This window comes from Micromonospora sp. NPDC000668, assembly GCF_042897975.1.
GTDB lineage: Bacteria > Actinomycetota > Actinomycetes > Mycobacteriales > Micromonosporaceae > Micromonospora.
This window is the reverse complement of record NZ_JBIAYP010000002.1, coordinates 1036582-1063036: the sequence shown is the minus strand read 5'-3', so window position 1 is coordinate 1063036 and position 26455 is coordinate 1036582. Positions and strand designations below refer to the sequence as shown.

The following is a 26455-nucleotide window of genomic DNA, read 5'->3' as shown; positions in this document are numbered from 1 at the left end:
GAGCGCTAGCGAGCCGTGCGGAGCGTCAGCGGCGGGCGGCGTCCCGCAGCGCGTCGCGCGCTTGCGCGTACGAGGCGAGCACGATCCGCACCGGGGCGAGCACGTACTCCTCGCCCACCTGGGCGACCTCGGCCGTCAGTCGCTGCTCAGCGCGGGCTCGGGCCCGGCGGCCGGCCCAGCGCACCACAGGCCGGGTCAGCGCTGCCACCAGCAGCCCGGCCAGCAGCCCGCCGAGCAGCAGCAGGGTGGGCAGTGGCACCTGCCCGACCATCGGGTTGTCCAGCGCGGGCAGGCCGAGCACCCGCAGCGCGTAACCGAGCACCAGCCAGCCCAGCCCGACCACGGCAGCCAGCGTGACCAACCACTGCACGCCGCCGACCAGCCGCCACCAGAGCGGTCGACGGTCCAGGCCGAGGTCGGTGCTGGCGATCTTGCGGTCCAGCGCGTCCGGCAGGTCGCCGAGGCGGGACCGGGCGGCGGCGGTGACCGCGGTCGGCCAGGCGGCGGGCAGGTCGGCGGCGGCCCGGTCGGCCACCGCGCGGATGGCCAGGCCGAGCGCCGAGCGTTGGGCGGCCGTCGGGTCCGGCACCGAGGTCGCCGCGACCAGGCTCTCCGCCGGGTCGGCCCGGTCGCCGGCCGGGCCGGGCAGGTGCAGCCGGCGCAGCGGGTCGGGCCGCAGCCGCCGCCAGCCCCGGACCACCGGCCAGCCGGTGGCGGAGCCGGCCCGGTGCCGGTACGCCTGCTCCACCGCCTCGGTGACCGCCGGCACGCCGGCCGCGCCGGCCAGTGCCCGGTTCAGGCCGCTGACGGCCGCATCGTCCGGTCCGCCCGCCGGCCGGTCCGAGCCGACCAGCTCGTCCAGCGTGGCGACCACCGTGTCGACGTCACCGGCGAGCCGGCGCAGCGCCGCCTGCCGCCCGGCGACCGTCTGCTCCAGCGCGGTGCGCAGCCCGGCCATCCCGGCCGGGTCGATGGCGGTGGTGGCCAGCAGTGGCACGCCGGTCAGCCCGTCGGCGTCGAGCAGGCGGCGCAGGTCGTCCAGGACTCGGGGCAGTTGGGCCGTGGGCAGCCGGTCGGCCTGGTTGAGCACGACCAGGGTGACGTCGCGGTGTCGGTGGAACTCGCGCAGGTAGCTGTCGTGGATCACCCGGTCGGCGTACTTCTGTGGGTCGACCACCCAGACCACCTGGTCGACCAGGCCGAGCAGCCGGTCCACCTCCAGTCGGTGGGACCGCTGCACCGAGTCGAAGTCGGGCAGATCGAGCAGGATCAGCCCATGCAGCGCGGTCTCGTCGTCCGCGTCCAGCGCGCTCTCGCGGACGAAGCGGTGCCGGGGCAGTACGCCGATCCAGTCGAGGAGCCGGTTGGCGCCCTCCAGCGGCCCCCACACGCAGGCGTGCGCGACACCGGTGGTCGGCCGGCGGACCCCGACCGGCGAGAGCTCCAGTTGGGCCAACGCGTTGAAGAGGCTGGACTTGCCGCTGCCGGTGGCACCGGCCAGGGCGACCACGGTGTGGTCCCGGGACAGGGCGAGCCGGGTGCCGGCCCGCTCGATCAGTGTGTGCGCGGGCACCAGCTCGGCGTCGGGCAGCAGGCCGTCCGCCGCGGTGAGGAACCGGCGTACCCCCTCCAGGCGGGCGATCAGCGCGTCGGGGTCGACCCGCCGGTCGCCGCGGAACGCCTCGCGTACCCGACCGGCGATGTTGCTCACCGGGAGCCCTCCTCATTCGCGGCAGGCAGTGAGTCGCCGCCGGCGGCCAGGCCGCTGCGGTGCCGGGCCAGCTCGACCCGGCCGGCGGCCCGGCGCAACCCGTCGCCGGCCTCCGCGGCGGGGCGGGCGTCGGCGGTGCGGGTCAGGAAGCGGTCGGCCTCCGTGTCGAGCAGCGTCCGCACCCGGTCCAGCAGGTCGGCGCGGGCCTTGGCGGCGAGGGTACGCACCGCCTGGTCGCCGAAGATCGCCTGGAGTACGGCCTGCGCGGCGACCGTGGTGCCGGCCCCGGTGGCCACCTCCAACCCGGTCGGGATGAACGCGGTGGAGGCGAACACGGCGATCATCACGGCCAGCCCCGTGGCGTTCACCGCGTACGCGGCGGTGCGGGCCACGAACCGCTTGTCGCCGCCCTCGACCCGGACCAGCTCCAGCACGCCGCGTTGCCAGTCCCGGACCATTCGCTCGGCGCGTTCGGGTAGGTCGTCGCTCGGGTGGGCGAGCGACGGATCGAGCAGCCCGGCCCCGGCCGGATGCGCCTTCCACCCGGTGTACGCGGCTTCGGCCGCCTCGGAGGCCACCCCGCGCAGCAATGTGACCAGCTGCGACTCGATGGCGTTGCGCAGTTCGGTGGCGGGCGCCGGTCGGCCGGTGACGGCGGCCACCACGCGGTCCCGCAGCCGCCCGATCCGCGCCTCCAGGGTGCGGAAGAACTCTCCGGTGCCGACGAACTCCTGCCACCTGGCGAGCACCTCACCGCGGAGCAGCCGACCGTCCTGCAGGCCCTGCTCGACGGTCCGCTCGGCGCCCCGGTAGGCGGCCCGGACCCGTTCGTCCAGCCCGTCGGCGGCGGCGACCTGTTCGTCGGCGGCGTCGGCCAACTCCTCGACGGCCGGGTGCAGCGCGGCCAGCGCCCCGTCCAGGGTCTGCCGGACGACCGCCGCCCGGGCGTCGGCGTCGGCGGCCAGCCGGGCGAACCAGTCGGCCAGCGGTGCGGTGACCCCCTCGGGCAGCAGCCCCTGGCCGTCGACCCAGGTCTCCGGCAGCACGAACAGCGGCGCCCGGCCGAGGTCCTGCGCGGCGAGCATCTCGGCCAGATGCGCGGCGATCTCGTCGCTGGCCTCTGCCGGCACCCGGTCCAGCACCATGGCGATCACCGCGCCCCGGGCCCGGGCGCTGCGCAGCAGCCCCCAGGGCACCGCGTCGGCGTACCGGGCGGCGGTGGTGACGAAGAGCCAGAGGTCGGCGGCGGCCAGCAACTGGCCGGCGAGTGCCCGGTTGGCGTCGACCACCGAGTCGATGTCCGGCGCGTCGAGGAAGGCCAGCCCGGCGGGCAGGGCCGGGGCGGTGACCAGGTGCAGGGCGCGGGGATCTTCGCTCGGCTCGGTGGTGCGGGTCAGCCCGGGCAGCAGCTCACCCTGCCGGAACCAGGCCGCGTCTGCCGGGTTGCAGACCAGCACCGGCGAGCGGGTGGTCGGCCGGAGCACGCCGGCGGCGCTGACCCGGGCCTTGACCAGGCTGTTGACCAGGGTCGACTTGCCCGCGCCGGTGGAGCCGCCGACGACCACGAGCAGTGGCGCGTCGAGCCGGGCGAGCCGGGGCAGCAGATAGTCGTCGAGCTGGTCGGTGAGGGTGGTGGCAGTCTGCCGGGCCGAGGCGGCGGAGGGCAGCGCGAGGGGGTACCGGGTGGCGCCGATCGCGGCCCGGAGACCCGTCAGCGCAGCGGGGAGGCTGTCGTCCCCGGTGGTGGCGGGCGGCTCCTCCGCGGCGTCCGGCGGGCCGGTGCGGGCTGCGACGGCGGGCGCTCCGGAACGGGTGGCGGAATCGCCGGGCGTCGTCACCGCTAAAGCGTGCCCGACCGATGCAAGGGAAGACAACCGGACGGTAATAACGGCTGGGTTGCGTCGGGTCGGCTCAACCCAACTTGACGATTCGCCGGGGCGTGGCACTATTGAGTCAAGTTCACTCAACTTGTGGTGTGGTCCGCTGCGGGCGGTGCCCGCCAGCAGCCCACGGGCGATGCCCGTCACCTGCACAACCTTACGAAGCGAGGAAGCGAAGATGGCACGTGCGGTCGGTATCGACCTCGGCACGACGAACTCCTGCGTCAGCGTTCTCGAGGGCGGTGAGCCCACCGTCATCGCCAACGCTGAAGGCTCGCGGACGACCCCGTCGATCGTCGCGTTCGCCCGCAACGGCGAGGTGCTCGTCGGTGAGGTCGCCAAGCGCCAGGCGGTGACCAACCCGGACCGGACGATCCGGTCGGTCAAGCGCGAGGTCGGCACGAACTGGTCCGTCGACATCGACGGCAAGAAGTACACCCCGCAGGAGATCTCGGCCCGGACCCTGATGAAGCTCAAGCGGGACGCTGAGGCGTACCTGGGTGAGCAGATCACCGACGCGGTGATCACCGTCCCGGCCTACTTCAACGACAGCCAGCGCCAGGCCACCAAGGAGGCCGGTGAGATCGCCGGCTTCAACGTGCTGCGGATCGTCAACGAGCCGACCGCGGCCGCCCTGGCGTACGGGCTGGACAAGGGCTCCAAGGAGCAGACCGTCCTGGTCTTCGACCTCGGCGGCGGCACCTTCGACGTGTCGCTGCTGGAGCTGGCTGAGGGCGTCATCGAGGTCAAGTCGACCAGCGGTGACAACCACCTCGGCGGCGACGACTGGGACCAGCGGATCATCGACCACCTGGTGAAGACCTTCCGTGGCGAGCACGGCATCGACCTGGGCCAGGACAAGATGGCCCTGCAGCGGCTCCGTGAGGCCGCCGAGAAGGCCAAGATCGAGCTGTCCGCCGCCACCACCACCAACATCAACCTGCCGTACATCACCGCCGGCGCGGCCGGCCCGCTGCACCTGGACGTGACGCTCAGCCGCGCCGAGTTCCAGCGGATGACGCAGGATCTGCTGGACCGCTGCAAGGGCCCGTTCGAGCAGGCCGTGAAGGACGCCGGGATCAAGATCTCCGACGTCGAGCACGTGATCCTGGTCGGCGGTTCGACCCGGATGCCCGCCGTGACCGACCTGGTGAAGCAGCTCACCGGCCGCGACCCGAACAAGGGCGTCAACCCGGACGAGGTCGTCGCCGTCGGTGCCGCCCTGCAGGCCGGCGTGCTCAAGGGTGAGGTCAAGGACGTCCTGCTGCTCGATGTGACCCCGCTGAGCCTGGGCATCGAGACCAAGGGCGGCATCTTCACCAAGCTGATCGAGCGCAACACCACGATCCCGACCAAGCGCTCCGAGGTCTTCACCACGGCGGACGACAACCAGCCGTCGGTGCTGATCCAGGTCTTCCAGGGTGAGCGGGAGATCGCGGCCTACAACAAGAAGCTCGGCACCTTCGAGCTGACCGGCCTCCCGCCGGCGCCGCGTGGCGTGCCGCAGATCGAGGTCGCCTTCGACATCGACGCCAACGGCATCGTCAACGTCCACGCCAAGGACCTCGGCACCGGCAAGGAACAGAAGATGACGATCACCGGCGGCTCCTCGCTGCCGAAGGACGACATCGAGCGGATGCGCCGGGACGCCGAGGAGCACGCGGAGGAGGACAAGCGCCGCCGCGACGACGCCGAGACCCGCAACGTGGCCGAGGCACTCCAGTGGCAGACCGAGAAGTTCCTCGCCGAGAGCGGCGACAAGCTGCCCAGCGAGAACCGGGAGCAGATCAACGAGGCGCTCGGTGAGCTGCGTGGCGCCCTCGGCGGTCAGGACATCGAAAAGATCAAGTCGGCGCACGAGCGGCTCGCGCAGGTCTCCCAGCAGGCCGGTTCGCTGCTCTACTCGCAGCAGGCCGAGGAGGGCCAGCAGCCCGGCGGCGAGGCCGGCCCGGGTGCGACCGGTGCGACTGGCTCGCAGGCCGGCGCCGCTGGTGGCGCTGCGAGCGGCGCCGACGACGTGGTCGACGCGGAGATCGTGGACGAGGACGGCAAGAAGTGACCGTCGGCCTCCGACACGTATCCACGCCGAAGGGGATGAGGTAGCCGCATGACGCAGAAGCCACGAGCCGCCGACCCGGGCGAGACCGGGTCGACGCCGGGTGGCTCCGCGCCCACCGAGCCGGCCACCGGCGACGGGGAGCGGGACGTCATCCGCAACAACCGCAAGCTCAGCGACACGACGGAGCCGGAGGGCACCGCCGCCGACGCGGGGAGCGACGTCCCCGCCGACGGCCTGGTCGAGGACGCCGAGATCGTGGTCGACGAGATCGAGATCGAGGCGACCTCGGCCGACGGCCCCACGCCGGCTGGTCCGCCGGTGGTGGACGCCCCGGCGCAGCCGGTGGGCGGCGGCGGCACCGGCACGGCGCTGGGCGCCGAGCTGGAGGCGCTCCGGGCCGAGCTGGACGAGCGGACCCGGGACCTGCAGCGGGTGTCGGCGGAGTACGCCAACTACCGCAAGCGGGTGGACCGGGACCGCAGCCTGGTGCAGGAGCAGGCGACCGGCTCGGTGCTGGCCGCGCTGCTGCCGATCCTGGACGACCTGGACCGGGCCCGGGAACACGGCGACCTGGTCGGGCCGTTCGGCACGGTGGCGGAGCAACTCACCACCGCGCTGGGCAAGTTCGGCCTGACCGCCTTCGGTGAGCAGGGCGACCCGTTCGACCCGACCCGGCACGAGGCGGTCGCGCACCAGACCTCGGCCGAGGTCAGCGAGCCGACCTGCGTGCAGGTCATGCGGCGCGGCTACCAGCTCGGTGAGCGGCTGCTGCGCCCCGCGCTGGTCGCGGTAGCGGATCCGGAATAGTGCGAGACAGTGACCGGGCCGTCCCGTCCGCCGCGATGCGGCGGACGGGACGGCCCGACCACGACGGTAGGAAGGGGGTGGACCGGTGAGTTCGAAGGACTGGCTCGAGAAGGACTTCTACGCCGTGCTCGGCGTGGACAAGGCCGCCTCCGCGGATGACATCAAGAAGGCGTACCGCAAGTTGGCGCGGGAGTCGCACCCGGACCACAACCCGGGCGACCCGAAGGCCGAGGAGCGGTTCAAGGCCGCGTCCGAGGCGTACAACGTGCTGTCGGACACCGGCCGTCGCCGGGAGTACGACGAGATGCGTTCGCTGTTCGGCTCGGGCGCGTTCCGGCGCAATGCGCGGGGTGCGGGGCCGGGCGGCGTGCCCTTCGACGTCTCCGACCTGTTCGGCGGCGGGGCCGAGGGCGGTGACCGTCGCTTCGGCGGGGCCGGCTTCCAGGACCTGTTCAGCTCGATCTTCTCCGGCGGCCAGGGCGGTGGGCAGGCCGCGCCGCGCGGTCCGGCCCGCGGTCGGGACGTGGAGACCGAGGTGGCGCTGGACTTCGGCGACGCGGTGCGCGGGGTGACTCTGCCGCTGACGCTCCGCGCCCCGGGCGTCTGCGACACCTGCCACGGCAACGGGGCCAAGCCCGGCACCCAGCCGCGCACCTGCCCGTCCTGCCACGGCGCCGGGGTGACCACCCGCAACCAGGGGTCGTTCAGCTTCTCCGAGCCGTGCCGCACCTGCCAGGGCGTCGGCACGGTGGTCGAGGAGAAGTGCCCCGAGTGCCACGGCAGCGGCGGGGTCACCAAGACCCGCACGCTGAACGTGCGCTTCCCCGCCGGGGTGGCCGACGGCCAACGGATCCGGCTGGCCGGGCGGGGCGAGCCGGGTGAGCGCGGCGGCCCGGCCGGTGACCTGTTCGTGCACGTCAAAGTCCGGCCGGACGAGCTGTTCGGGCGTACCGGCGACGACCTGACGCTGACCGTGCCGGTCACCTTCGCGGAGGCCGTGCTCGGCACGGACCTCCGGGTGCCCACGCTCGACGGCGCGGTGACCCTGCGGGTCCCGCCGGGTACGCCGAGCGGTCGGGTGCTGCGGGCTCGGGGCAAGGGCGTGGTCCGCCGCGACGGGCAGGCCGGCGACCTGCTGGTCACGCTGGACGTGGTGGTGCCGGCCCGGTTGTCGGACGAGGCGCGCACGGCGCTGGAGGCGTTCGCCGAGCAGAGCCCGCCAGCGGCACGGGAACATCTCGACGCACGGGTGCGTCGGATCAGTTAGTCCGGTGGGATGGACGCGGAGGTGAGCGGGATGTCGGGCGAGTTCCTCGGTTCGGGTGACCCTGCCTACGAGGCCAAGGTGCTGATGATCTCGGTCGCGGCACGGATGGCGGGGATGCACCCACAGACCCTTCGCCAGTACGACCGGCTGGGGCTCGTGCAGCCCGGCCGGGCGGCCGGCGGCGGGCGTCGGTACAGCGTGCGCGATGTGGTGCTGCTGCGCGAGGTGCAGCGGCTCAGCCAGGACGACGGGATCAACCTGGCCGGCGTCAAGCGGATCATCGGGCTGGAGCATTTGCTGGAGCAGGCGCAGCAGCGGGTGGCCCGGCTGGAGGCGGAGTTGGACGCCGCGTACCGCCGGGTGGCCGAGCTGGAGTCGCTCGCCCGCTTCCCGGGCCGGGATCTGGTGCCGACCAACCGCACCTCCACCGCGCTGGTGGTCTGGCGTCCCCGCCGCCTGCCCGATCGCTGACCCGCTCTTCCGGTCCCTTCTCCTCGGCCCGGCCCGCTCCGGTTTTCCGGCGCGGTCCGGGCCGTTCCGGTTAGCCTGTCGACACGGGTTCTATCGGCTTAATTCGGACCTACCGGCATAGCAGGGGGAGCGATGGCGGAGCCGGCGAAGGAGATGGCCCAGCAGACGGAGGACCGGCTCGAAGACCTGGCCGACACCATCCGCGAGAAGTTCGACAAGGTGACCGAGGGAAGCTTCCGGGACCAGATCACCGAAGGGCGGTTCGCCGACCAGGTCGACCACGGCGTCGACCAGGGCCGGGCCGAGACCCAGCGGAAGCAGGACTGACCGGTAACCGACGTGCGGGCCGGGACCCACGGGGGGTCCCGGCCCGTTCGCCGTCTTGAAACGCGGGCCGGGACGCCGTCAGCCGAGGCGGCGGTTTTCGCGGACCAGGCCGCCCTCGCACCAGTCCCGGTAGGCGAAGAGGTCCGGTCGGGCCAGCAACACCCGGCCGTTGTGCGCCCAGATCTTCATCAGCTCGTCGCCGTCGCGCTCCGCCTGCTCGACCAGCTTGCGGAAGCGGCGCTTCGGGTGCGCGCGGAAGTTCGTCCGGATGCCGTCGGCCGCGTAGATGTAGAGGCAGTGCAGCGCGAAGCGGCGGGCCGGACAGGTCGAGTCCATCGCAAGCTCGAAGAGCGTCAACACCAGCCGGTCACCGGAGACCAGGAGGTCCCAGTCGGGTGGCATGGAAGCCAACGGCACCGAATCGGGCTGGTACGCCCAAGCTCGTAACTCCGCCGGAGTCGGATCGACGGGGTTAGCGAAGCCGTGGAACGTCGACTCCTGCACGCTCACCGGCCAACCTTCCGCTCTCGCCCGCGTCGGCACTGGCCGTCCGCGAACCCTGGCTGCTGGGGCGAAACGGTAACCCGCCGTCGGGTGCTGCGGTAGTCCTCGTTGGGAGCAATTCAGCAACCGTTGGCCTGGCCGGGCGAACTGGATGGTCGAGCGGACACGAGCACCGACGCCGCCGTTCAGAATGCGGGAAACGGCGGCGGCGACGCGTCAGTCGTGAATCGGAACCGGCTCCCGCCGCTGGGCCGCCGCGCGGGTGCGCAGCCACCGCTTGAACCACGGGAAGTCGGGCAGCCGGGCCAGCATCGGCCCGGTCACGACGGTGATCAGGACGTACGCCGTCGCCAGCGCGGCCAACCGCGGCTCGACGCTGCCGGAGGCCACCGCGAGCCCGGCGATGACGATGGAGAACTCACCGCGGGGTACGAGTGCCAGGCCGGCACGCCAACGACCGGGTTCGGCGATGCCGACGCGACGGGCCGCGAGGTAGCCGGTGAGCGTCTTCGTCGCCATGGTGACCACGGCCAGCGCGAGTGCCGGCAGGAGCACCGGCGGGATGTCCCGTGGATCGGTGACCAGCCCGAAGAAGACGAAGAACACCGCGGCGAACAGGTCCCGCAGCGGGGAGAGCAATTGGGTCGCGTGGTGCGCCACCGGGCCGGAGAGCGCGATGCCGACCAGGAACGCGCCGACCGCCGCCGAGACCTGGAGCTTCGCCGCGAGGCCGGCGATCAGCAGGGTCAGACCGAGTACGCCGAGCAGCAGCGCCTCCGGGTCCTTCGCCGACAGGGCGGACGAGATCAGATGGCCGTACCGAATGGCGACCACCAGCACGAGCAGCACCGTGCCCACCGCGACGGCGAGCGCGATGCCGCCGCCGAGCAGGCCGGTGCCGGCCAGCACGGCGGTCACCAGCGGCAGGTAGAGGGCCATCGCCAGGTCCTCGATCACCAGGACCGAGAGGATCACCGGCGTCTCCCGGTTACCGAGCCGGCCCAGGTCGGCGAGGACCTTGGCGATCACCCCGGAGGAGGAGACCCAGGTGATGCCGCCGAGCACCAGGGCGGCCACCCAGTCCCAGCCGAGCAGCAGGGCGAACGCCGCGCCGGGCAGCGCGTTGAACACGCCGTCGATCAACCCGGCCGGGGCTGCCGAACGGAGGTTGCCGACCAGTTCGTTGGCCGAGTACTCCAGGCCGAGCATCACCAGCAGCAGGATCACGCCGATCTCGGCGCCGACCGCGAAGAACTCCTCGCTGGCGTTGAGCGGGAGCAGCCCGCCGTGCCCGAACGCCAGCCCGGCGAGCAGGTAGAGGGGAATGGGTGAGAGGCCAACCCGGCGGCTGAGCCGGCCGAGGACCCCAAGCAGCAGCAGCAGCGCGCCGACTTCGACGAGCAGAGTTGTGGATTCGTGCATCCGCCTCAGCCGTCCGGGTCACTGTCGGCGAGGATGGCGGACACGCCGTCGAGACCCTTGCGGGTCCCGACAACGACCACCACGTCGCCGGCTGCGAAGCGGAAGGTGGGAAGCGGCGAGACGATAACCTCGCCGTCGCGCAGCACCGCCACGATGGAGGCGCTGGTGCGGGTACGCGCCTTGGTGTCACCGAGCTGCCGGTTGACGTACCGCGACCCGGCCGGGATGGCGAACTGCTCGGTGAGCAGACCGGCGGCCTGTTCGCGCAGCCCGGAGAGCTGGCCGAGCATCAGCGACGCGCCGAGGATGTCGGCCAGCGCCTCCGCCTCGTCGTCGGTCAGCGGGATGTCCGCCTGACAGGAGTCGGGATCGTCGGGGTCATAGAGGACAAGATCACGGCGGCCATTGCGGTGGGAGACGACGCCCAAACGGCGTCCGGACTCCGTCACCAGATCGTGGCGTACCCCGATGCCTGGTAAGGCGGTCTGCTCGACACGTACTCGCACCCGCCAAGGCTACCGCTTCGTGAACCGGGCTTAGATCTTGGTCGAACTCGCCCGTCCAGGGGCCGTTTCGTTCCAGGATCTAGGGCTTGTCGCTGACGTACGTGCCCTTGCCCTGGTGGCCCTCGATCAGGCCCTCGGCTTGCAGGATCAGCAGAGCGGAACGGACCGGCTCGGCGGACACGCCGTAGTGCGCGATCATCTCGCGCAGCGAGGGCAGCTTGTCGCCGGGCGCGTATTCGCCCGAACTGATCTTGTCGCGAATGTCCTGTGCGATGCGTTGGCGGTCCGAGACTCGGGGCATGGGGCAACTCCTGGTAGGCCCCAAGATCCTCCCATGCGTGTGGCCGGTCGGCCAACACTTCGCGTGCTAAGCATGGTCACTGGTTGTCTTGCAATGCTTTGCATTGTATGTTGGCCGTGCGGGCGCTTGGGAGTGGAAAGCCTGGTAGGCAACCGGCCCTCGGCCTGGTCGTCCGCATTGGCTGGCACGGTCGCCCGCTCGGCCGTGCCAGCAGCCATCCACCAGAGAGGGTGATGCCATGACGTGTGAACCGACGGCCGTGCGACTCCAATGAGCGGGCGCTTTGTCATTCACTTGCCGGTGGCCGCGCCCGACCTGGCTCGCGCCAAGATGCTGGGTCGGACCGCCGGCCGGTCGCTGGCCTTCCTGGCCCGGATCGACCTCGGTGGGATCACCGTCTCGACCGAGGACGACCAGGGGGTACGACACTGGGTCTTCTGCGATCGGCGGCTGGACGGTGGTCGCCGCTGCGTGCTGCGCGCCGACCACGAGACTCCCTGCACCGCCCGCCTGCCACGTCGAACCGGCCGGTGATGTCGTAACCGATCCAGCTCGACAGGCGCCGGTGCCCGCCCCGGCGGAGCGGAGCGGGCACCGGGCGCGACTGGTCAGCGAAGGCTGGCGAAGAACTCGCGGATATCAGCGACCAGCACATCGGTGGCCTGGTGGGCGGCGTAGTGGCCGCCGACGTCCCCGCGGCCGTCGACGTCCGTCTCGTACGCCGTCCACCGGACGATGTTCGCGTGGTCCCGGTCGGCGAAGCGGCGGATGGACTGGAAGTCGCCGGGGAACATGGCCAGCGCGGTCGGCACGGTGGTCGGGTCGGTCGGCGGCTGGCCGGCGTGCGCGTCCTCCCAGTAGAACCGGACCGCCGAGGCGGCCGTGCCGGTGAACCAGTAGACCGCCACGTTGGCCAGGATGAAGTCGGCCTCCAGGCTCTCGTCGAAGAGTTGGGCGTTCCAGGCCAGCAGCCCGACCGGCGAGTCGGCCAACCCGAACGCCAGGGTCTGCGGCTGCTGGCTGTGCACCTGGTTGAAGGAGAACTTGTTCTCGTAGAACCACTGGAGGTGCTCAAGCGCCGCCTGGTCGGCCTCGGAGAGCCCGGCGAACTCGGCCGGGTCGCCCGAGGGGAACGAGAAGAGCTGGGTGACGTGCACGCCGAGCACGTGCTCCGAATCGGTTCGGCCCAACTCGGGCGCGATCATCGAGCCGGCGTCGTTGCCGATGGCGCCGTAGCGGTCGTACCCCAGTCGGTTCATCAGCTCGGCCCAGGCGCGGGCGGTGCGGTACCGGTTCCAGCCGGCGCTGCGGGTCGGGCCGGAGAATCCGAAGCCGGGCAGCGACGGGATGACCAGGTGGAAGGCCGGCGCGTCCGGTGTGGTCGGCTCGGTGAGCGGGGCGATCACGTCCAGGTACTCCAGCACCGAGCCGGGCCAGCCGTGGGTGAGCACCAGCGGGGTGGCGTCCGGGCGGGACGACCGGACGTGCAGGAAGTGGATCTGCTCGCCGTCGATCTCGGTGACGAACTGCGGGTGGGCGTTCAGTTGGGCCTCGACGGCCCGCCAGTCGAACCCGTCGCGCCACCGGTCGGCGAGGGCGCGGACCCGGTCGTTGCTCATCCCGTACGCGTCGCCTGCGCCGGGGAGGTCGGCGGGCCAGATCGTGCGGCCCAGTCGGTCAGCCAGGTCGTCGACGGCGGTCTGCGGGATCTCGACGCGGAACGGGCGGATCGCGGTGCCGGTCATCTCGGAACTCCTTCGGAACGGAATGTTTCGTTCTGCAATCAGAGTAGCAGACCGGAATGATCCGTTCCACTGTTAGTCTGGAGTCATGCCGACTCCCCCCGGAAAGACCGACGTGCCGCTGGCCGGTCGCCGTGCCCAGGCCGCGCGCAACGACGAGGTGATCCTCGAAGCCGCCCGCGCGGTCTTCCTCGAGGACCCCAAGGCCCCGATCGCCGCCGTCGCCGAACGCGCCGGCGTCGGCATCAGCGCCCTCTACCGGCGGTACGCGGGCAAGGAGGACCTGCTGCGCCAGCTCTGCCACGACGGGCTTCGCCGGTACATCGCGGTGGCCGAGGCGGCCCTCGCCGAGCCGGACGACTGGGCCGCGTTCGCCGGCTTCATGGCCCGGGTGGTCGACGCCGACGTGCACTCGCTCACCGTCCACCTCGCCGGCACCTTCACTCCGACCGAGGAGATGGGTCGGGCCGCGATGCGCGCCAACGAGCTGGCCACGGCGTTGTTCGAGCGGGCTCAAGCCAGCGGGCGGCTGCGCCCGGACGTGGTCGTGCAGGACCTGGGGCTGGTGCTGGAGGCGTGCGCCGCGGTGCGCGTACCCGATCCGGAGCGGACCGGGCAGTTGCGCCAACGCCAGCTGGCGGTGCTGCTTGCCGGCTTGTCGACGATGCCGGACACGGATCCGCTGCCCGGCCCGCCCCCGGCAGCCGGGGAGTTCGCCTGGCGGTGGCGCCGCCAGGAGTGATGGGCGTCACAGCGCTAAGGTTGAGTGGAATACGCTCAACTCTGGTTGTGTCCAAACCATTGGACAACGCCGATCCGGGGGAGCCCATGAACACCGAACGCCTCACCACCAAGAGCCGCGAGACCATCACGGGTGCCGTCGCACTGGCCAACCAGCGCGGCCACGCCACCGTGGAGCCGTGGCACCTACTGCTGTCCCTGCTGGACACCGACGGCTCGACCGCCGCCGGCCTGCTGCGCGCCGTCGGGGCCGACCCCGCCGAGCTGCGCCGGGCGGCCCAGCGTGCGGTCGACGGCCTGCCCGCCGCGCGGGGTTCCAGCATCGCCGAGCCCACCCTGGCCCGGGAGTTCGTCAACGCCATCGGGGCCGCCGAGCAGATCGCCCGGCCGCTGGGCGACGAGTACACCTCCACCGAGCACCTGCTGGCCGGCCTGGCCCGGGTGGGCGGTGCGGTGTCCGGCGCGCTGAAGTCAGCCGGCGCCACCGAGGAGGCCCTGGTCGCCGCGTTCCCGACCGTCCGGGGTGGGGACCGGCGGGTCACCACCGCCGACCCGGAGCAGACCTACCAGGCATTGACCAAGTACGGCGTCGACCTCACCGCCAGCGCCCGGGACGGCAAGATCGACCCGGTGATCGGCCGGGACTCGGAGATCCGCCGCGTCATCCAGGTGCTCTCCCGGCGTACCAAGAACAACCCGGTGCTGATCGGCGAGCCCGGCGTCGGCAAGACCGCGATCGTCGAGGGCCTGGCCCAGCGGATCGTGGCCGGTGACGTGCCCGAGTCGCTGCGTGACAAGAAGCTGATCTCGTTGGACCTCGGCGCGATGGTCGCCGGCGCGCAGTACCGCGGTCAGTTCGAGGAGCGGCTGAAGTCCGTGCTGGAGGAGATCAAGAACTCCAACGGGCAGGTCATCACGTTCCTCGACGAGCTGCACACCGTGGTCGGTGCCGGCAAGGGCGAGGGCTCGATGGACGCCGGCAACATGCTCAAGCCGATGCTCGCCCGCGGTGAGCTGCGCATGGTTGGTGCCACCACGCTGGACGAGTACCGCGAGCACATCGAGAAGGACCCGGCCCTGGAGCGCCGCTTCCAGCCGGTGCTGGTCGGCGAGCCGACCATCGAGGACACCATCGGCATCCTGCGCGGGCTCAAGGAGCGCTACGAGGTGCACCACGGCGTCCGGATCACCGACGCCGCACTGGTCGCCGCCGCGTCGCTGTCGAACCGCTACATCACCGACCGGTTCCTGCCGGACAAGGCGATCGACCTGGTCGACGAGTCCGCGTCCCGGCTCCGGATGGAGATCGACTCCCGGCCGGTCGAGGTGGACGAGATCGAGCGGGCGGTCCGCCGGCTGGAGATCGAGGAGATGGCGCTGGCCAAGGAGCCGGACGCCGCCTCCGCCGAGCGGTTGGTGCGGCTGCGCCAGGAGTTGGCCGACAAGCGCGAGCAGCTCACCGTGCTCTCCGAGCGCTGGCAGACGGAGAAGAGCCACATCACCAAGCTCTCCACCGCCAAGGAGGAGCTGGAGCGCCTGGGTGGCGAGGCCGAGCGGGCCGAGCGCGACGGGGAGTTGGAGCGTGCCGCCGAGCTGCGCTACGGCCGGATCCCCGCGCTCAAGGTCGAGCTGAAGCAGGCCGAGGAGGAGCTGGCCCAGCTCCAGGCCGACGGCGCGATGCTCAAGGAGGAGGTCGGCGCGGACGACATCGCCGCGGTGGTCGCCTCCTGGACCGGCATCCCGGCCGGCCGGCTGCTGGAGGGCGAGACGGCGAAGCTGCTCCGGATGGAGGAGTCGTTGGGCGGCCGGGTGGTCGGCCAGGTCGAGGCGGTGGGTGCGGTCTCCGACGCGGTGCGCCGGGCCCGGGCCGGTGTCGCCGACCCGGACCGTCCGACCGGCAGCTTCCTCTTCCTCGGCCCGACCGGGGTCGGCAAGACGGAGCTGGCCAAGGCGCTCGCCGAGTTCCTCTTCGACGACGAGCGGGCGATGGTCCGCATCGACATGAGCGAGTACGGCGAGAAGCACTCCGTGGCCCGCCTCGTCGGTGCCCCGCCCGGCTACATCGGCTACGAGGAGGGTGGCCAGCTCACCGAGGCGGTGCGCCGCCGGCCGTACTCGGTGGTGCTGCTGGACGAGGTGGAGAAGGCCCACCCGGACGTCTTCGACGTGCTGCTCCAGGTGCTCGACGACGGTCGGCTCACCGACGGTCAGGGCCGCACGGTGGACTTCCGCAACGCGATCCTGATCCTCACCTCCAACCTCGGGTCGTCGGTGATCGGCGATCTGACGCTGGGCGAGGAGCAGCGTCGGGAGGGGGTCCTCGCGGTCGTCCGCTCGCACTTCAAGCCGGAGTTCCTCAACCGGTTGGACGACATCGTGGTGTTCGCCGCGCTGCGCGGGGACGATCTGCGCTCCATCGTGGACATCCAGTTGGACCGGATGCGGCGGCGCCTGGCCGACCGCCGACTGGCCCTGGACATCACCGAGTCCGCGCGTCAGTGGCTCGCCGAGCACGGCTACGACCCGATCTACGGCGCCCGCCCGCTACGCCGCCTGGTCCAGACGGCGATCGGCGACCAACTGGCCAAGGCCCTCCTGTCGGGCACCATCCGCGACGGCGACACGGTAAAGGTCGACCTGACCACCCCCACGAACACCCTCACGGTAACCCCCGCCTGACCAGCGCGGTGATCAAGAGGTTTGCGTCATCGAGATGTCTTCTCATGACGCAAACCTCTTGATCAACAGGGTGAGGTGGGTGCGGGCGGGGAAAGGATGGGGTCATGTTCGGGATCGGGAAGAAATGGGAACGGGAACTGGACGCCGCCGTTGACGAGTTGGTGGGGGCCGACACGCTCGCCTTTGGCGGGGTTGGCATCGCGGGCACATTGCTGCCCGTGACCGAGGCTTACCAGCGGGTCGGGGCCGCTCTCGACGACCACCCCGAGGAGGTACGACGGCAGCTCGACCGGCTGCTGGCCGAGGGCTCACCCGCCGGTAGGGCGTACGCGGCCACGCTGCTGGAGCGGATCGACTCGTCGACGGCCCGGGCAACCTGGACGTCGCTGCGGGACGACCCGACCGAGTTCACCACCTTCGTCGGCTGCGTGATGGGTCGCACCACCCTCGGCGACTACGCCACCCAACGACTCGCCGCAGCATGATCCGTTCGCCGATCGGAGCTACCCGATCGGCCCTGCCGACCGCCGACGGCCCACCGCGCGTTGAGCTATCGGCCACAGCACGAGCCTCCCGGGTGCCGAGGGTTGTTACCGTCTGCGCCGACGTACCTGGGGAGGTGGTCGGGTGGACGCACCGGTGATGTACCTGGTGGCGGCGGTGGTCGTACTCGCGGTGGGCGTGATCGTGATCGTCGTGCGGGCCCGTCGGCGGGCGACGGCCCGGCCCGGCGGTGTGCCACCCCGCAGACGGCCCGAGCGCGGCCGGGTGGCGGAGTCGCCGCGCGGCGGCCCGCACCGCCTGGCCCCGGGCGACCGCGTGCGGATCCACGACCAGGAGTACGCCGTGAGCGGCACGATCCGCCTGGTCGAGGGGGACTGGAGTTGGGTGCAGCACCTGCTCGACGACGCCTCCGGCACCCGGCACCGTCTCTCCGTGGAGGACGGCCCCGACCTGGAGTTGGTGCTCTGGACCGCCGAGCCTGGCGCGACCGTCACCCCGGGCGCCCCGACCATCGACCTCGGCGGCCGGCGCTACACGTGGGCCGAGACCGGGCAGGCGCGCTACACCGCCATCGGAGAGACCGGGCTGCTGCCGGCCGGGACCATGCGCTACCACGACTACCAGTCCGGCGGCGACGCGCGGCTCTCCTTCGAGGCGTACGGCGAAGAGGGCTGGCGGGTGGCCCGCGGCGACCTGCTCGACCCCGCCGACCTGACGATCCAGCCCGCTACCGACGACCGCTGAGCGCGACCCCGACGGGCGCGCCGGGGTCGTCACGGCATGCCAGAGTGGCCGGTTGTCGATACGGTGTGGGCGCGATCTAGGGAAGGAGAATCGTGGTCGATTCCCAGAGCACGCCGGCCCGCCAGCGGCCATCCATCGTGACGATTTCCAGCTACCTGCTTTTTCTGTTCCTGGCGTGCCAGGTGATCAGTCTTGTCCTCACCCTCGCCACCGCCGGCAAGACCCGTGACGCGCTCCGTGAGGCGTACGAGGGCAGTACCGCCGAGGGCGCCGACCAGGTGGCGGATGTCTTCTACGCCATCGGTCTCGGCAGCAGCATCCTGCTGCTCCTGCTCGCGGTCGTGCTAGGCGTGCTGGCCCTGTTCAACAACCAGGGTCGCAACGGCGCCCGGATCACCACCTGGATCGTCGGCGGCATCATGGTCTGCTGCGTGGGTGGCAGCCTGCTCAGCGGCGCGGCCGGCAGCCTCACCACCGGTGGGGACACCAGCGGTGACATGCCGAGCGCCGAGGAGATCCAGCGTCGGCTGGACGAGGCCCTGCCCTCCTGGCTCACCCCGGTCAGCATCCTGCTCGGCGTGATCAGCCTGCTCGCACTGCTCGCGGCGCTGATCCTGCTGGCGCTGCCGAAGGCCAACGAGTTCTTCCGCAAGCCCGCCGTGGGCTGGGAGCCGCCGACTCCGGGCGCCAGCTACCCGGGCTACCCGCAGGCGCCGGGTCAGCCCGGCTACCCGCAGGCCCCCGCCGAGCCGGGCTATCCGTCGACGCCGGGTTACCCGTCGACGCCGGGTCAGGCGCCCGGGTCGGATCAGCCGGGCTACCCGCCGCCGCCCTCGACGGGCACGGCCGGCACGGACCGGCCGGACGACACGCCGCCGACCGACCGCCCCGGACAGAACCCGCCGTCGACGAGTTGACCGCTCGATAGCCACGACACCGACGATCCCTCCGATAGGTTGCAACCCGACGCCTACCGGAGGGATTCGTCGTGTCGTACCCGGAATCGGCACCGGTCCGCCGGCCCGCCGTGGTCCTGCTGGCAACGGCTGTGCTGCTGGTGATGGCGGTCGCCGCACTCGCGTACACCGTCGTCGACCTGGCGGTGCTGGGCCGGACGGTCGACGCCTTCCGCTCCGCCGCCCGGGACACCTCGGCGAGCGCGCAGCAGATCGACGACGTGGTGACCCTGCTGCGGGCCTCCGCGGCACTGTCGGCGGTGGTGGCCGCGCTCTCCGCGCCGGTGCTCGCCGGCCTGGCCCTCGGGCTGCTGGCCGGTCGCTCCGGCGTCCGGGTGGCCACCTGGGTGGTCTGCGGGCTCGGTCTGCTCGCCGGCTGTTGCAGCGTGGCGGTGGTCATCGGTGAACGGGCCGCACCACTGCGGTTGGGCGACGGCGAGCGGGCGACCGCCGAGCTACTGGGCCTGATCGGTGACGCGTACCCGTCGTGGTGGATCCCGTTGAACGCGGGGCTTTCGGTCGGACAGTGCCTCGGTTACCTTGTGGTAGCTACGCTGCTGACCCTGCCAGCGGCGAACGCCTGGTTCCGTCGGCACCGCCCGACGACGCCGACCGCGCCGACCGTTCCACCCCGGTTCCCACCCGCCCCGCACCAGCCGCTGCCGGTGCCGCCCACGCCCCCGTACCCGCCCAGGTGAGGACCCGCCCGTGACGCTCGACCCGACGACCGCTGAGCGACGGGCCCTGATCACCGGCGCCACCGCCGGCATCGGCGCGGCGTTCACCCGCCGATTGGCCGCCGACGGTTGGCACCTGGTGCTGGTCGCCCGGGACGCGGGCCGGCTGACCGAGTTGGCTGCCGAGTTGGGCTCGCGGTATGGCCGTGAGGTGGAGACGATTTCGGCGGACCTGTCCACGGACGACGGCTGCGCGACCGTGGAACGGCGCCTCACCGACGGAAGTCCGGTGCACCTGCTCGTCAACAACGCCGGGATCAGCCTGAACAAGCCGTTCCTGCGCTCCTCCGCCGAGGACGAGGCACGCCTGCTGCGGCTCAACGTCCACGCGGTCATGCGGCTGACCCTGGCGGCGCTTCGCCCGATGACCGAGCGGCGGGATGGGGCAGTGATAAATGTCTCTTCGGTTGCCGGATTCGGCACGGTGATGCCCGGGTCGACCTACTCGGCCAGCAAGGCGTGGGTCACCAATTTCAGCGAGTCCGTCGGCCAGTCGACGCGCCCGTTCGGCGTCCGGGTGATGGCCCTCTGCCCTGGCTACACCCGCACCGAGTTCCACGAGCGTGCCGGCATCAACATGTCGAAGACGCCGGAGTGGATGTGGCTGCGGGCCGAGGATGTGGTCGACGAAGCCTTGCGTGACCTGGGCAAAGGCAAGTTGGTCAGCATCCCAGCGTGGAAGTACAAAGTGGCCGTCGCCGGTCTGCGCCTCGCGCCGCGCCGGCTGCTCCAGGCGGTCGCCCGGGACACCCGTGGCCGGATTGGTCGCGACGAGAGCTGAGCCTCCACGGGCCGGCCGGTCCGCGGGCGCTGTCGCCGGGAGGTTGGCGCGCCGCAACTGGCACGGTCGCTGAGCGTAGTCGAACATCGCCAACCGTCGGTCCCCCGGCGGGCTGATCAGGGTGGACCCCACATACGGCGTTCAGACTTGCGCAGTAATCTCTATCGCCATGGGGGACCACGACGACCTGCGTAAATTCATTACCGACCTGGCTGTGGTCCACGGACGGGTCGTGCTCTCCTCGGGGCGCGAGGCAGACTGGTACGTCGATCTGCGGCGTGTAACGCTCCATCACCAGGCCGCCCCGTTGGTCGGTCGGGTGTTGCTTGACCTCACCGCCGATTGGGAGTTCGACGCCGTCGGCGGGCTCACCCTGGGCGCGGACCCCGTCGCGCTCTCGATGATGCACGCCGCCGCTCCAACCGGTCGGGCACTGGACGCCTTTGTGGTGCGCAAGGCGGGCAAGGCCCACGGTCTACAGCGGCGGATCGAGGGACCGGAAGTGGCCGGCCGTCGCGTGTTGGCGGTGGAGGATACGTCCACGACGGGTGGAAGTGTGTTGACGGCGGTCGAGGCGCTTCGTGAGGCCGGAGCCGAAGTCGTGGGTGTGGCGGTTATTGTTGATCGAGGCGCCGGCGACGCGGTGCGAGCCGCCGGATTGCCGTACCGGGCGGCCTATACGTTGGCTGACCTCGGCCTTGTGGCGTAAAAGTTTGCCGATTCGGATCTGCTGATATGCAGGCGGATCGATGCTGCTGGTGGAAGGATGGAATACGTGGGAACTGCGTTGGCCGAAATGACTATGCCTCAGATCTCGCCGCTTGCCGGCGAGCCGATCGAACGTGCCGATGCCGAGCGTCTCGCGGGGGTCCTCAAGGCCCTTGCCGATCCCGCCCGGTTGCGGCTGCTCAGCCTGATCCAGTCGGCCCCAGAGGGCGAGGCGTGCGTCTGTGACCTGACGGCGCCGCTCGGCCTCTCTCAGCCGACGGTCAGTCACCACCTGCGTATCCTCACCGAGGCCGGCTTGCTGGAGCGGGAGAAGCGCGGTGTCTGGGCGTACTACCGGCTGGTCCCGAGTGCGATCGCGACGATCGCCGACCTGCTGACCCCGCCGCGTAAGCGGGCCACCAAGAAGGCCCGCTGAAGTAGGCACTGCACACCGTCCCGCGCCGGGATGGTGTCCGGTGGCGAGCCAGGGGTGGCGCCATCGGTGAGTGACACCTGCTCGTCCTCGGCCGCACCGCCGGAGGCCGGGACCGACATGCCGACGGCCGACCCCCTCACCAGGGGGCCGGCCGTCGTCGTACCTCGGGTCAGCGCTCCTGGCCGTGCTCCGGACGCCGACGGTCGTGCGGGTGCTCGTCGTGGTCGAACGTCTCGCGGACCGCTTCCACCGCGCCAACGGCGCTGGCCGTCGCGACCACAGCGACCGCCTCGCCGCGCTTGCGGGCCCGACGGTCGCGGAGGAACTCGAAGAAGATCGGCAGCACCGAGATCACGATGATCAGGGCCACCACCGGCAGGATGTAGTGGTCGATCTTGTCGCCGATGGCCTGGTAGATCTGCTCGGCCAGCAGGTAGCCGATCAGCAGGATGCCGTCCACCCAGAGCACCGCGCCGACGATGTTCCAGAGCAGGAACTTCCGCGCCGGCATGCCCAGAGCGCCGGCGACCGGGTTGAGGAAGGTCCGGACGATCGGGATGAAGCGCGCCAGCACCACGGCCTTCGCCGGGCCGAACTTCTGGAAGTAGTACTCCGCCTTCTCCACGTACTCCTTCTTGAAGAGCCGGGAGTTCGGCCGCTCGAACATCCGCCGGCCGTACCGCGCGCCGAGCCAGTGCCCCAGCTGGGCGCCGACGATCGCGCAGATCGGCCCACCGATCAGCAGCCCGGCCAGGGAGAGTCGGGTGCCGTCGCCGAAGATGGCATCCGCGACCGGCGACGAGGCCACCCCGGCCAGGAACAGCAGCGAGTCGCCGGGGAAGAAGAAGCCCACCAGCAGGCCGGTCTCGGCGAAGAGAATCACCCATACGCCGATCAGCCCGAAGGTCTGCAACAGCTCCTTGGGATCGAGCGGGTTCAGGGCGACGCTCTCCACGAGCGCGCGGGTCTTCTCAGCTGTGTCCACGGCCACAAAGGGTACCGAAGGCTGGGCCTCGTAATGCGCCGGACCGCCCCCACCACCCGACGGCGAATCCTGCGTGCCACAACGACGGTGCCCCGCCGACCGGATGGTCGGCGGGGCACCGGTGGTGCGGGGTGGATCAGGCGACGAAGCGGGTCCGGCGGCGCTTGGCCACCAGGTAGCCGCCGACGCCGGCGGCGAGCAGCAGCGCGCCGATACCGGCGATCAGGCCGGTGGACTCACCGGTGACCGGAAGGCCGCCGCCGTCACCGTTGTCGCCACCGCCGTTACCGCCACCGCCGTTACCGCCGCCCGCGGAGGTCGGGTTGATGACGATCTTCGCAGTGTCGTTCTTGCTGTTCGGGTCGCCGACCAGCTTGGTGACGATGCTGCCGCTCGCATCCTGTGTCACCTTGTCGATGCGGAGCTGGAACTCGTACGGGTTGTTCATGCCCTTCGGGCTTTCGGTGACCTGGCAGGCGTACTCCTTGGCACCCGGCTCACCCCAACCTGCGTTCCACGGGTCCCACTCCTTGCCCGGCTCGAACGGCACGCAGTCCCCAGGGGCCTCGATCACCGTCGTGTCAACCGGGACAGACACCCGGACCGGCAGGTCCTGGAGCCGGATGCCCGGCGTGCCCTGGCCCTGGTATTCGAGTACAGCCGGGCCCAGGTTGGTGAAGCTCGGCGCGACGGTGACCACGTCGCCCTTCTTGCCGCTCGCGGTGGCACCCTTGGTGGCCAGGTCCGCCGGGTTGTCGCCGGTCACCCGGAGGGTCCCGACGGTGGTGCTGTTCTGCTTGTCCAGGTCGGTCTGCGGCACCCGCGCCGCCTGCATCGACTGCGCGACGAGACGAAGCTCCTTGCCCTTGCCGGGCTTGACGTCGTCCAGGAACCAGTCCTTGAACGCCAGGTTCCAGTCGTCCGTGGTCCACCAGTCCAGATAGACCGGGAACTTGGCGCCCGTACGTGCCTCCGGGGCCACCTTGATGGGCAGGTCCCCGGAGAGCTTGTACGACTTGCCCGGCTCGATCTTCGTGTCGAACGCGCAGAAGGCGGTCATGCCCCACTCGTCCGACTTGCAGTTTGAGAAGTCCCCGCCGTAGGCGGCGAGGTATTCGGCCTGCACGACCAGGACGGTGCCATCGACGGTGGTCTCACCAGCGTTGCGTACCACGCCCGGCAGGCCCGCGCTGCCACCCGGAGCGCCGCTGGTCTCGACGGTCGGGTCGCTCACCAGGTCAACGCCTTCGGCGATGGTGATGTCGGCCGTCGCCTTGGCCGTCTTGCCGCCGGAGGTGATGCTGATCGCCAGGGGACCCTTCTGCCCTGGCTTCGCGTCGTCCTTACCCGTGACCATGTAGTCGAAATAGGGCGAGTTGCCATCTTCGATGTCGGTTTCGCAGTGCAGCTTGGTCGGCGATACGTCGCACGTCCAGCCCCACGCCGGCTCCAGAGTGGCGAAGTCCGCGACCGCGGAGAGGTCGATGTCCACGGAGGTGCGACCGAACTTCGGCTCCGCCTCGCTGTCGGTGTGCGTAGCGTAGAACCAGCCGTAGTCCAGGTGGCCGGGTGCGACGAGCAGGTCGTGCGTTGAGATCTCGAAAGGGGCCTCAGCGGCGACGGCCGGGCTGGCGGAGGCGGCGACGAACGCGCCTGCTACGCCCAGTCCGGCGAGCCAGCGCCGGGTGGAGTGGGTGAGCATGAAGGGGTTCCTCCAGAGGGGGATTCAGGTGCAGCCTGCGGATCTTAAGGAAACCCACAGGTTGGCCGCCGCCCCGATCGCCGCTCATCCGGGAGGACCAGCCGAAAGGCTGAACAGCATCACCGCAATGTTCGGGCCGTCCGCTCCCGTCATCTGAGCAGGAGCCCGGGAGGTGCAGTGACGTACGAGGAGTTCGCGGACACGCGACTTGCCCCGCTGTTGCGGTACGCGGTGATGCTCACCGGCGATCCGCATCAGGCGCAGGATCTGGTGCAGGAGACGATGGTCCGGGTCCAGCTCAACTGGCGACGGGTCGCCCGGGCGAACTCACCCGAGCGCTACGTGCGCCGGATGCTCACCAACCAGTACGTCGACTGGCGGCGTGGCTCGTGGATGCGCCGGGTGCTGCTGCGCGGGGAACCCGACGAGGCGGTGCCGGAGCCCGCCGACCATGCCCAGTCCGCCGTGGACCGGGACCAGATCTGGTCCTGGCTGTCCCGGTTGCCGCGCCGGCAGCGGGCCACCCTGGTGCTGCGCTACTACGAGGACCTGCCCGACGCCGAGATCGCCGACATCCTCGGCTGCGCCGTCGGGACCGTACGTTCGTCCATCTCCCGGGCCCTGGCCACGCTTCGGGCCGAGTACGTGGAGGCCTGTTCATGATCGAGGACGACCTGCGTGCCGCCTTCGCCCGGCACGAGCCGCTGACCCCGCCGACCGGCCCGCTGCGGGCCACGATCGACCGGCTGGCGAACGGCCGGCGGCGGCGCCGTCGACGGTGGCAGACCGGTGGTACAGCGCTGGCCCTGCTCGGCGTACTGGGGATCGGGGTGCCCCTGTTCACCCCGGAGCGCTCCGGGCCGCCGCCAACCGCCGACCTGCTCGGCGAATCGAGCCGGCCGGTGGTGACGGGTGCGCTGAACATCCTGCTGCTCGGCATCGACGGCGACGGGCGGGAGGTATCGCGAGCAGATTCGGTGCTGTTGGTGCACATTCCGTCCGACCAGAGCCGCCCGTACCTGGTCTCGTTGCCGCGTGACCTGGGGGTGCCGATCCCCGGCCACGGGACCGACAAGCTGAACGCCGCGTTCGCGTTCGGTGCCGGGTTCACCCAGCCGGACATGTCCAAGGGCTACGAGCTGACTCGACGTACGGTCGCCGAGCTGACCGGGGTCCACGTGGATGCCGGCGTGGTGCTGACCTACCCCGGGCTGCGCAAGCTCACCGAAGCGGTAGAGGGCGTGCCGGTCTGTCTGCCCCAGCAGGTGCGCTCCGTCCACACCCGGCGGATCTTTCCGGCCGGCTGTCAGCGTCTCGACGGTGCCGCGTCGGTCGACCTGCTTCGCCAGCGGCGTGGGCTACCCGAGGGCAGCCTGGACCGGGACCGTAACGCCCGGCTCTTCGCCGCCGGGCTGGTCCGACAGGCCACCGACCAGGGCGTGCTCACCAACCCCGTACGACTCTCCACGCTGTTGGGAACCGTCGGCCCGGAGCTCCTGGTGTTACCCGACCGAGCCGCGGTGCTGGACTTGATGCGGCTCGTGCCCACGCTGCGATCGGTCGAACCGATCGGGCTCAGCCTGCCGGTCACGGAGCCCGCCGGGCCGCCTTATCACCTGATCGCCGATCCGAAGCTCGCCCCGGAGTTCCTGACCGCGCTCCGTGAGGATCGGCTCGGCGACTGGGCGGCCCGCCACCCGGAGCGGGTCGACCGCTGAAGCTCGCCGGTGTGGCGTCAGCGGTAGTCGTCCTCGTCTCCGCTGACCACCCGGGCCTGCTCCATGGCGTCCCAGTCGCCGACCTCCAGGCCGCGGTGCGGCTCGGCGTCGGTGTCGTCCGGGCCGACCACTGCGGCCTGCTCGACCGCGTCGGCCGGCTCCGCCTCGGGGTCGCGTTCGTCCGCGTCGAGGTGATCGCCGGGGGTGAAGTCCTCATCGGGCTGACCCATCGTCCCTCCCGGGGGGCTCGGTGCACGGTTCCCACCCACCGTACGGGGTGTGCCGGTGCCGCGCCTGGAAGCCGAGTCGGCGGAATCTCCCCTGGGCGACACGACCCGGTGCCAGGATGGGGCGGTGGGCTTCCTCATCCGGCTGGCGATCACGGCGGTCGCGTTGTGGATCACCACGCTGATCGTGCCCGGGGTCGACGTGCACGGCCGCTCGGGTGGCACCACCGTGCTCACGCTGATCGTGGTGGCGCTGATCTTCGGCGTGATCAACGCGGTGCTCAAGCCGATCATCAAGGTGGTCGGCTGCGTCTTCTATCTGCTGACCCTGGGCCTGTTCGCGCTGGTGGTCAACGCGCTGCTCTTCCTGCTCACCGACCGGATCGCCCGCGGGCTGGACCTGCCGTTCCAGGTGGACGGTTTCTGGGCGGCGTTCTGGGGAGCGATCGTGATGACTGTGGTCACCTGGCTGATCAGCGTCATCGTGCCCGACAACCTGGACAACCGGTGAGCGGATCCCGGCCGGAACCCGGGTCGGTT

Annotated in this window: 28 protein-coding genes; 18 read left to right on the top strand and 10 right to left on the bottom strand. The window is 71.2% G+C overall.

Annotated features, from left to right (window positions below; genetic code table 11):
- Positions 1-25 precede the first annotated feature (25 nt).
- On the bottom strand, positions 26-1711 hold the full coding sequence (locus ACFY29_RS14480) for a GTPase (RefSeq protein ID WP_386986009.1): 1686 nt from the start codon (positions 1709-1711) through the stop codon (positions 26-28).
- Positions 1708-3549, bottom strand: coding sequence for an ABC transporter (locus ACFY29_RS14475; protein WP_386986007.1), 1842 nt, complete (start codon positions 3547-3549; stop codon positions 1708-1710). Before ACFY29_RS14475 ends, ACFY29_RS14480 begins: the two co-directional genes overlap by 4 nt.
- Positions 3550-3769: 220 nt before the next feature.
- Here ACFY29_RS14475 and dnaK point away from each other — a divergent pair, with 220 nt between their 5' ends.
- From dnaK to ACFY29_RS14450, 5 genes are all read left to right on the top strand, one after another.
- Positions 3770-5650: a molecular chaperone DnaK gene (dnaK, locus tag ACFY29_RS14470; RefSeq protein ID WP_386986005.1), complete on the top strand. Its 1881-nt coding sequence runs from the start codon at positions 3770-3772 to the stop codon at positions 5648-5650.
- A 48-nt stretch (positions 5651-5698) separates the two neighbouring features.
- Positions 5699-6457 carry a nucleotide exchange factor GrpE gene (locus ACFY29_RS14465; protein WP_386986003.1) on the top strand — a complete coding sequence of 253 codons (759 nt, stop codon included), beginning with the start codon at positions 5699-5701 and terminating at the stop codon, positions 6455-6457.
- Positions 6458-6542: 85 nt separating this feature from the next.
- A complete protein-coding gene (gene dnaJ, locus ACFY29_RS14460; protein WP_328422263.1) occupies positions 6543-7724 on the top strand; it encodes a molecular chaperone DnaJ in 1182 nt (393 codons plus the stop codon).
- Positions 7725-7754: 30 nt separating this feature from the next.
- Positions 7755-8195 (top strand): heat shock protein transcriptional repressor HspR, encoded by a 441-nt coding sequence (locus ACFY29_RS14455; RefSeq protein ID WP_386986777.1) that lies wholly within the window; start codon positions 7755-7757, stop codon positions 8193-8195.
- Between the two features lie 132 nt (positions 8196-8327).
- Entirely contained in the window at positions 8328-8522 is a 195-nt protein-coding gene (locus tag ACFY29_RS14450) for a hypothetical protein (RefSeq protein ID WP_328422265.1), read from the top strand.
- 78 nt (positions 8523-8600) lie between these two features.
- Here ACFY29_RS14450 and ACFY29_RS14445 read toward each other — a convergent pair whose 3' ends face one another.
- From ACFY29_RS14445 to ACFY29_RS14430, 4 genes are all read right to left on the bottom strand, one after another.
- Positions 8601-9032, bottom strand: coding sequence for a hypothetical protein (locus ACFY29_RS14445; RefSeq protein ID WP_328422267.1), 432 nt, complete (start codon positions 9030-9032; stop codon positions 8601-8603).
- A 210-nt stretch (positions 9033-9242) separates the two neighbouring features.
- Positions 9243-10448 (bottom strand): cation:proton antiporter, encoded by a 1206-nt coding sequence (locus tag ACFY29_RS14440; protein ID WP_355600950.1) that lies wholly within the window; start codon positions 10446-10448, stop codon positions 9243-9245.
- Between the two features lie 5 nt (positions 10449-10453).
- A complete protein-coding gene (locus tag ACFY29_RS14435) occupies positions 10454-10954 on the bottom strand; it encodes a cation:proton antiporter regulatory subunit (RefSeq protein WP_328422271.1) in 501 nt (166 codons plus the stop codon).
- Between the two features lie 79 nt (positions 10955-11033).
- The gene (locus ACFY29_RS14430) at positions 11034-11255 is read right to left on the bottom strand and encodes a winged helix-turn-helix domain-containing protein (protein WP_328422273.1); all 222 of its coding nucleotides are present in this window, start codon (positions 11253-11255) and stop codon (positions 11034-11036) included.
- Positions 11256-11525: 270 nt separating this feature from the next.
- Between ACFY29_RS14430 and ACFY29_RS14425 the strand changes: the two genes are divergently transcribed.
- Positions 11526-11789, top strand: coding sequence for a hypothetical protein (locus tag ACFY29_RS14425; RefSeq protein ID WP_328422275.1), 264 nt, complete (start codon positions 11526-11528; stop codon positions 11787-11789).
- A 74-nt stretch (positions 11790-11863) separates the two neighbouring features.
- Here the strand turns inward: ACFY29_RS14425 and ACFY29_RS14420 are convergent, their stop codons facing one another.
- On the bottom strand, positions 11864-13000 hold the full coding sequence (locus ACFY29_RS14420; protein WP_386985998.1) for an epoxide hydrolase family protein: 1137 nt from the start codon (positions 12998-13000) through the stop codon (positions 11864-11866).
- A gap of 85 nt (positions 13001-13085) precedes the next feature.
- Here ACFY29_RS14420 and ACFY29_RS14415 point away from each other — a divergent pair, with 85 nt between their 5' ends.
- The 9 genes from ACFY29_RS14415 to ACFY29_RS14375 all read left to right on the top strand — a co-directional run bounded on the left by ACFY29_RS14415 (position 13086) and on the right by ACFY29_RS14375 (position 21283).
- On the top strand, positions 13086-13739 hold the full coding sequence (locus ACFY29_RS14415) for a TetR/AcrR family transcriptional regulator (protein WP_386985996.1): 654 nt from the start codon (positions 13086-13088) through the stop codon (positions 13737-13739).
- A gap of 86 nt (positions 13740-13825) precedes the next feature.
- The gene (clpB, locus tag ACFY29_RS14410; RefSeq protein ID WP_328422281.1) at positions 13826-16417 is read left to right on the top strand and encodes an ATP-dependent chaperone ClpB; all 2592 of its coding nucleotides are present in this window, start codon (positions 13826-13828) and stop codon (positions 16415-16417) included.
- Positions 16418-16521: 104 nt separating this feature from the next.
- Entirely contained in the window at positions 16522-16902 is a 381-nt protein-coding gene (locus tag ACFY29_RS14405; RefSeq protein WP_386985994.1) for a hypothetical protein, read from the top strand.
- A 142-nt stretch (positions 16903-17044) separates the two neighbouring features.
- Positions 17045-17665: a DUF4178 domain-containing protein gene (locus tag ACFY29_RS14400; RefSeq protein WP_386985992.1), complete on the top strand. Its 621-nt coding sequence runs from the start codon at positions 17045-17047 to the stop codon at positions 17663-17665.
- A 92-nt stretch (positions 17666-17757) separates the two neighbouring features.
- A complete protein-coding gene (locus ACFY29_RS14395; RefSeq protein WP_386985990.1) occupies positions 17758-18582 on the top strand; it encodes a hypothetical protein in 825 nt (274 codons plus the stop codon).
- A 71-nt stretch (positions 18583-18653) separates the two neighbouring features.
- Positions 18654-19319: a hypothetical protein gene (locus ACFY29_RS14390; protein ID WP_386985988.1), complete on the top strand. Its 666-nt coding sequence runs from the start codon at positions 18654-18656 to the stop codon at positions 19317-19319.
- A 10-nt stretch (positions 19320-19329) separates the two neighbouring features.
- Positions 19330-20139 carry an SDR family NAD(P)-dependent oxidoreductase gene (locus ACFY29_RS14385; RefSeq protein ID WP_386985986.1) on the top strand — a complete coding sequence of 270 codons (810 nt, stop codon included), beginning with the start codon at positions 19330-19332 and terminating at the stop codon, positions 20137-20139.
- 169 nt (positions 20140-20308) lie between these two features.
- Entirely contained in the window at positions 20309-20848 is a 540-nt protein-coding gene (gene pyrE, locus ACFY29_RS14380; RefSeq protein ID WP_328422292.1) for an orotate phosphoribosyltransferase, read from the top strand.
- A gap of 57 nt (positions 20849-20905) precedes the next feature.
- On the top strand, positions 20906-21283 hold the full coding sequence (locus ACFY29_RS14375; protein WP_007454255.1) for a helix-turn-helix transcriptional regulator: 378 nt from the start codon (positions 20906-20908) through the stop codon (positions 21281-21283).
- Between the two features lie 169 nt (positions 21284-21452).
- On the opposite strand, the gene ACFY29_RS14370 is transcribed toward ACFY29_RS14375, so the two are convergent.
- Together ACFY29_RS14370 and ACFY29_RS14365 are read right to left on the bottom strand one after the other, a co-directional pair.
- Positions 21453-22274, bottom strand: coding sequence for a DedA family protein (locus ACFY29_RS14370; protein WP_386985983.1), 822 nt, complete (start codon positions 22272-22274; stop codon positions 21453-21455).
- A gap of 130 nt (positions 22275-22404) precedes the next feature.
- The gene (locus tag ACFY29_RS14365) at positions 22405-23970 is read right to left on the bottom strand and encodes an LPXTG cell wall anchor domain-containing protein (RefSeq protein ID WP_386985981.1); all 1566 of its coding nucleotides are present in this window, start codon (positions 23968-23970) and stop codon (positions 22405-22407) included.
- 177 nt (positions 23971-24147) lie between these two features.
- Here ACFY29_RS14365 and ACFY29_RS14360 point away from each other — a divergent pair, with 177 nt between their 5' ends.
- Positions 24148-24633: a SigE family RNA polymerase sigma factor gene (locus tag ACFY29_RS14360; RefSeq protein WP_386985979.1), complete on the top strand. Its 486-nt coding sequence runs from the start codon at positions 24148-24150 to the stop codon at positions 24631-24633.
- Entirely contained in the window at positions 24630-25688 is a 1059-nt protein-coding gene (locus tag ACFY29_RS14355) for an LCP family protein (RefSeq protein ID WP_386985977.1), read from the top strand. Before ACFY29_RS14360 ends, ACFY29_RS14355 begins: the two co-directional genes overlap by 4 nt.
- Before the next feature lie 17 nt (positions 25689-25705).
- Here ACFY29_RS14355 and ACFY29_RS14350 read toward each other — a convergent pair whose 3' ends face one another.
- Positions 25706-25918: a hypothetical protein gene (locus tag ACFY29_RS14350; RefSeq protein WP_328422301.1), complete on the bottom strand. Its 213-nt coding sequence runs from the start codon at positions 25916-25918 to the stop codon at positions 25706-25708.
- Between the two features lie 124 nt (positions 25919-26042).
- On the opposite strand from ACFY29_RS14350, the gene ACFY29_RS14345 reads away from it, so the two are divergent.
- Positions 26043-26426, top strand: a complete 384-nt coding sequence (locus ACFY29_RS14345) for a phage holin family protein (protein ID WP_386986774.1) — start codon at positions 26043-26045, stop codon at positions 26424-26426.
- The last annotated feature ends 29 nt before the right edge of the window (positions 26427-26455 follow it).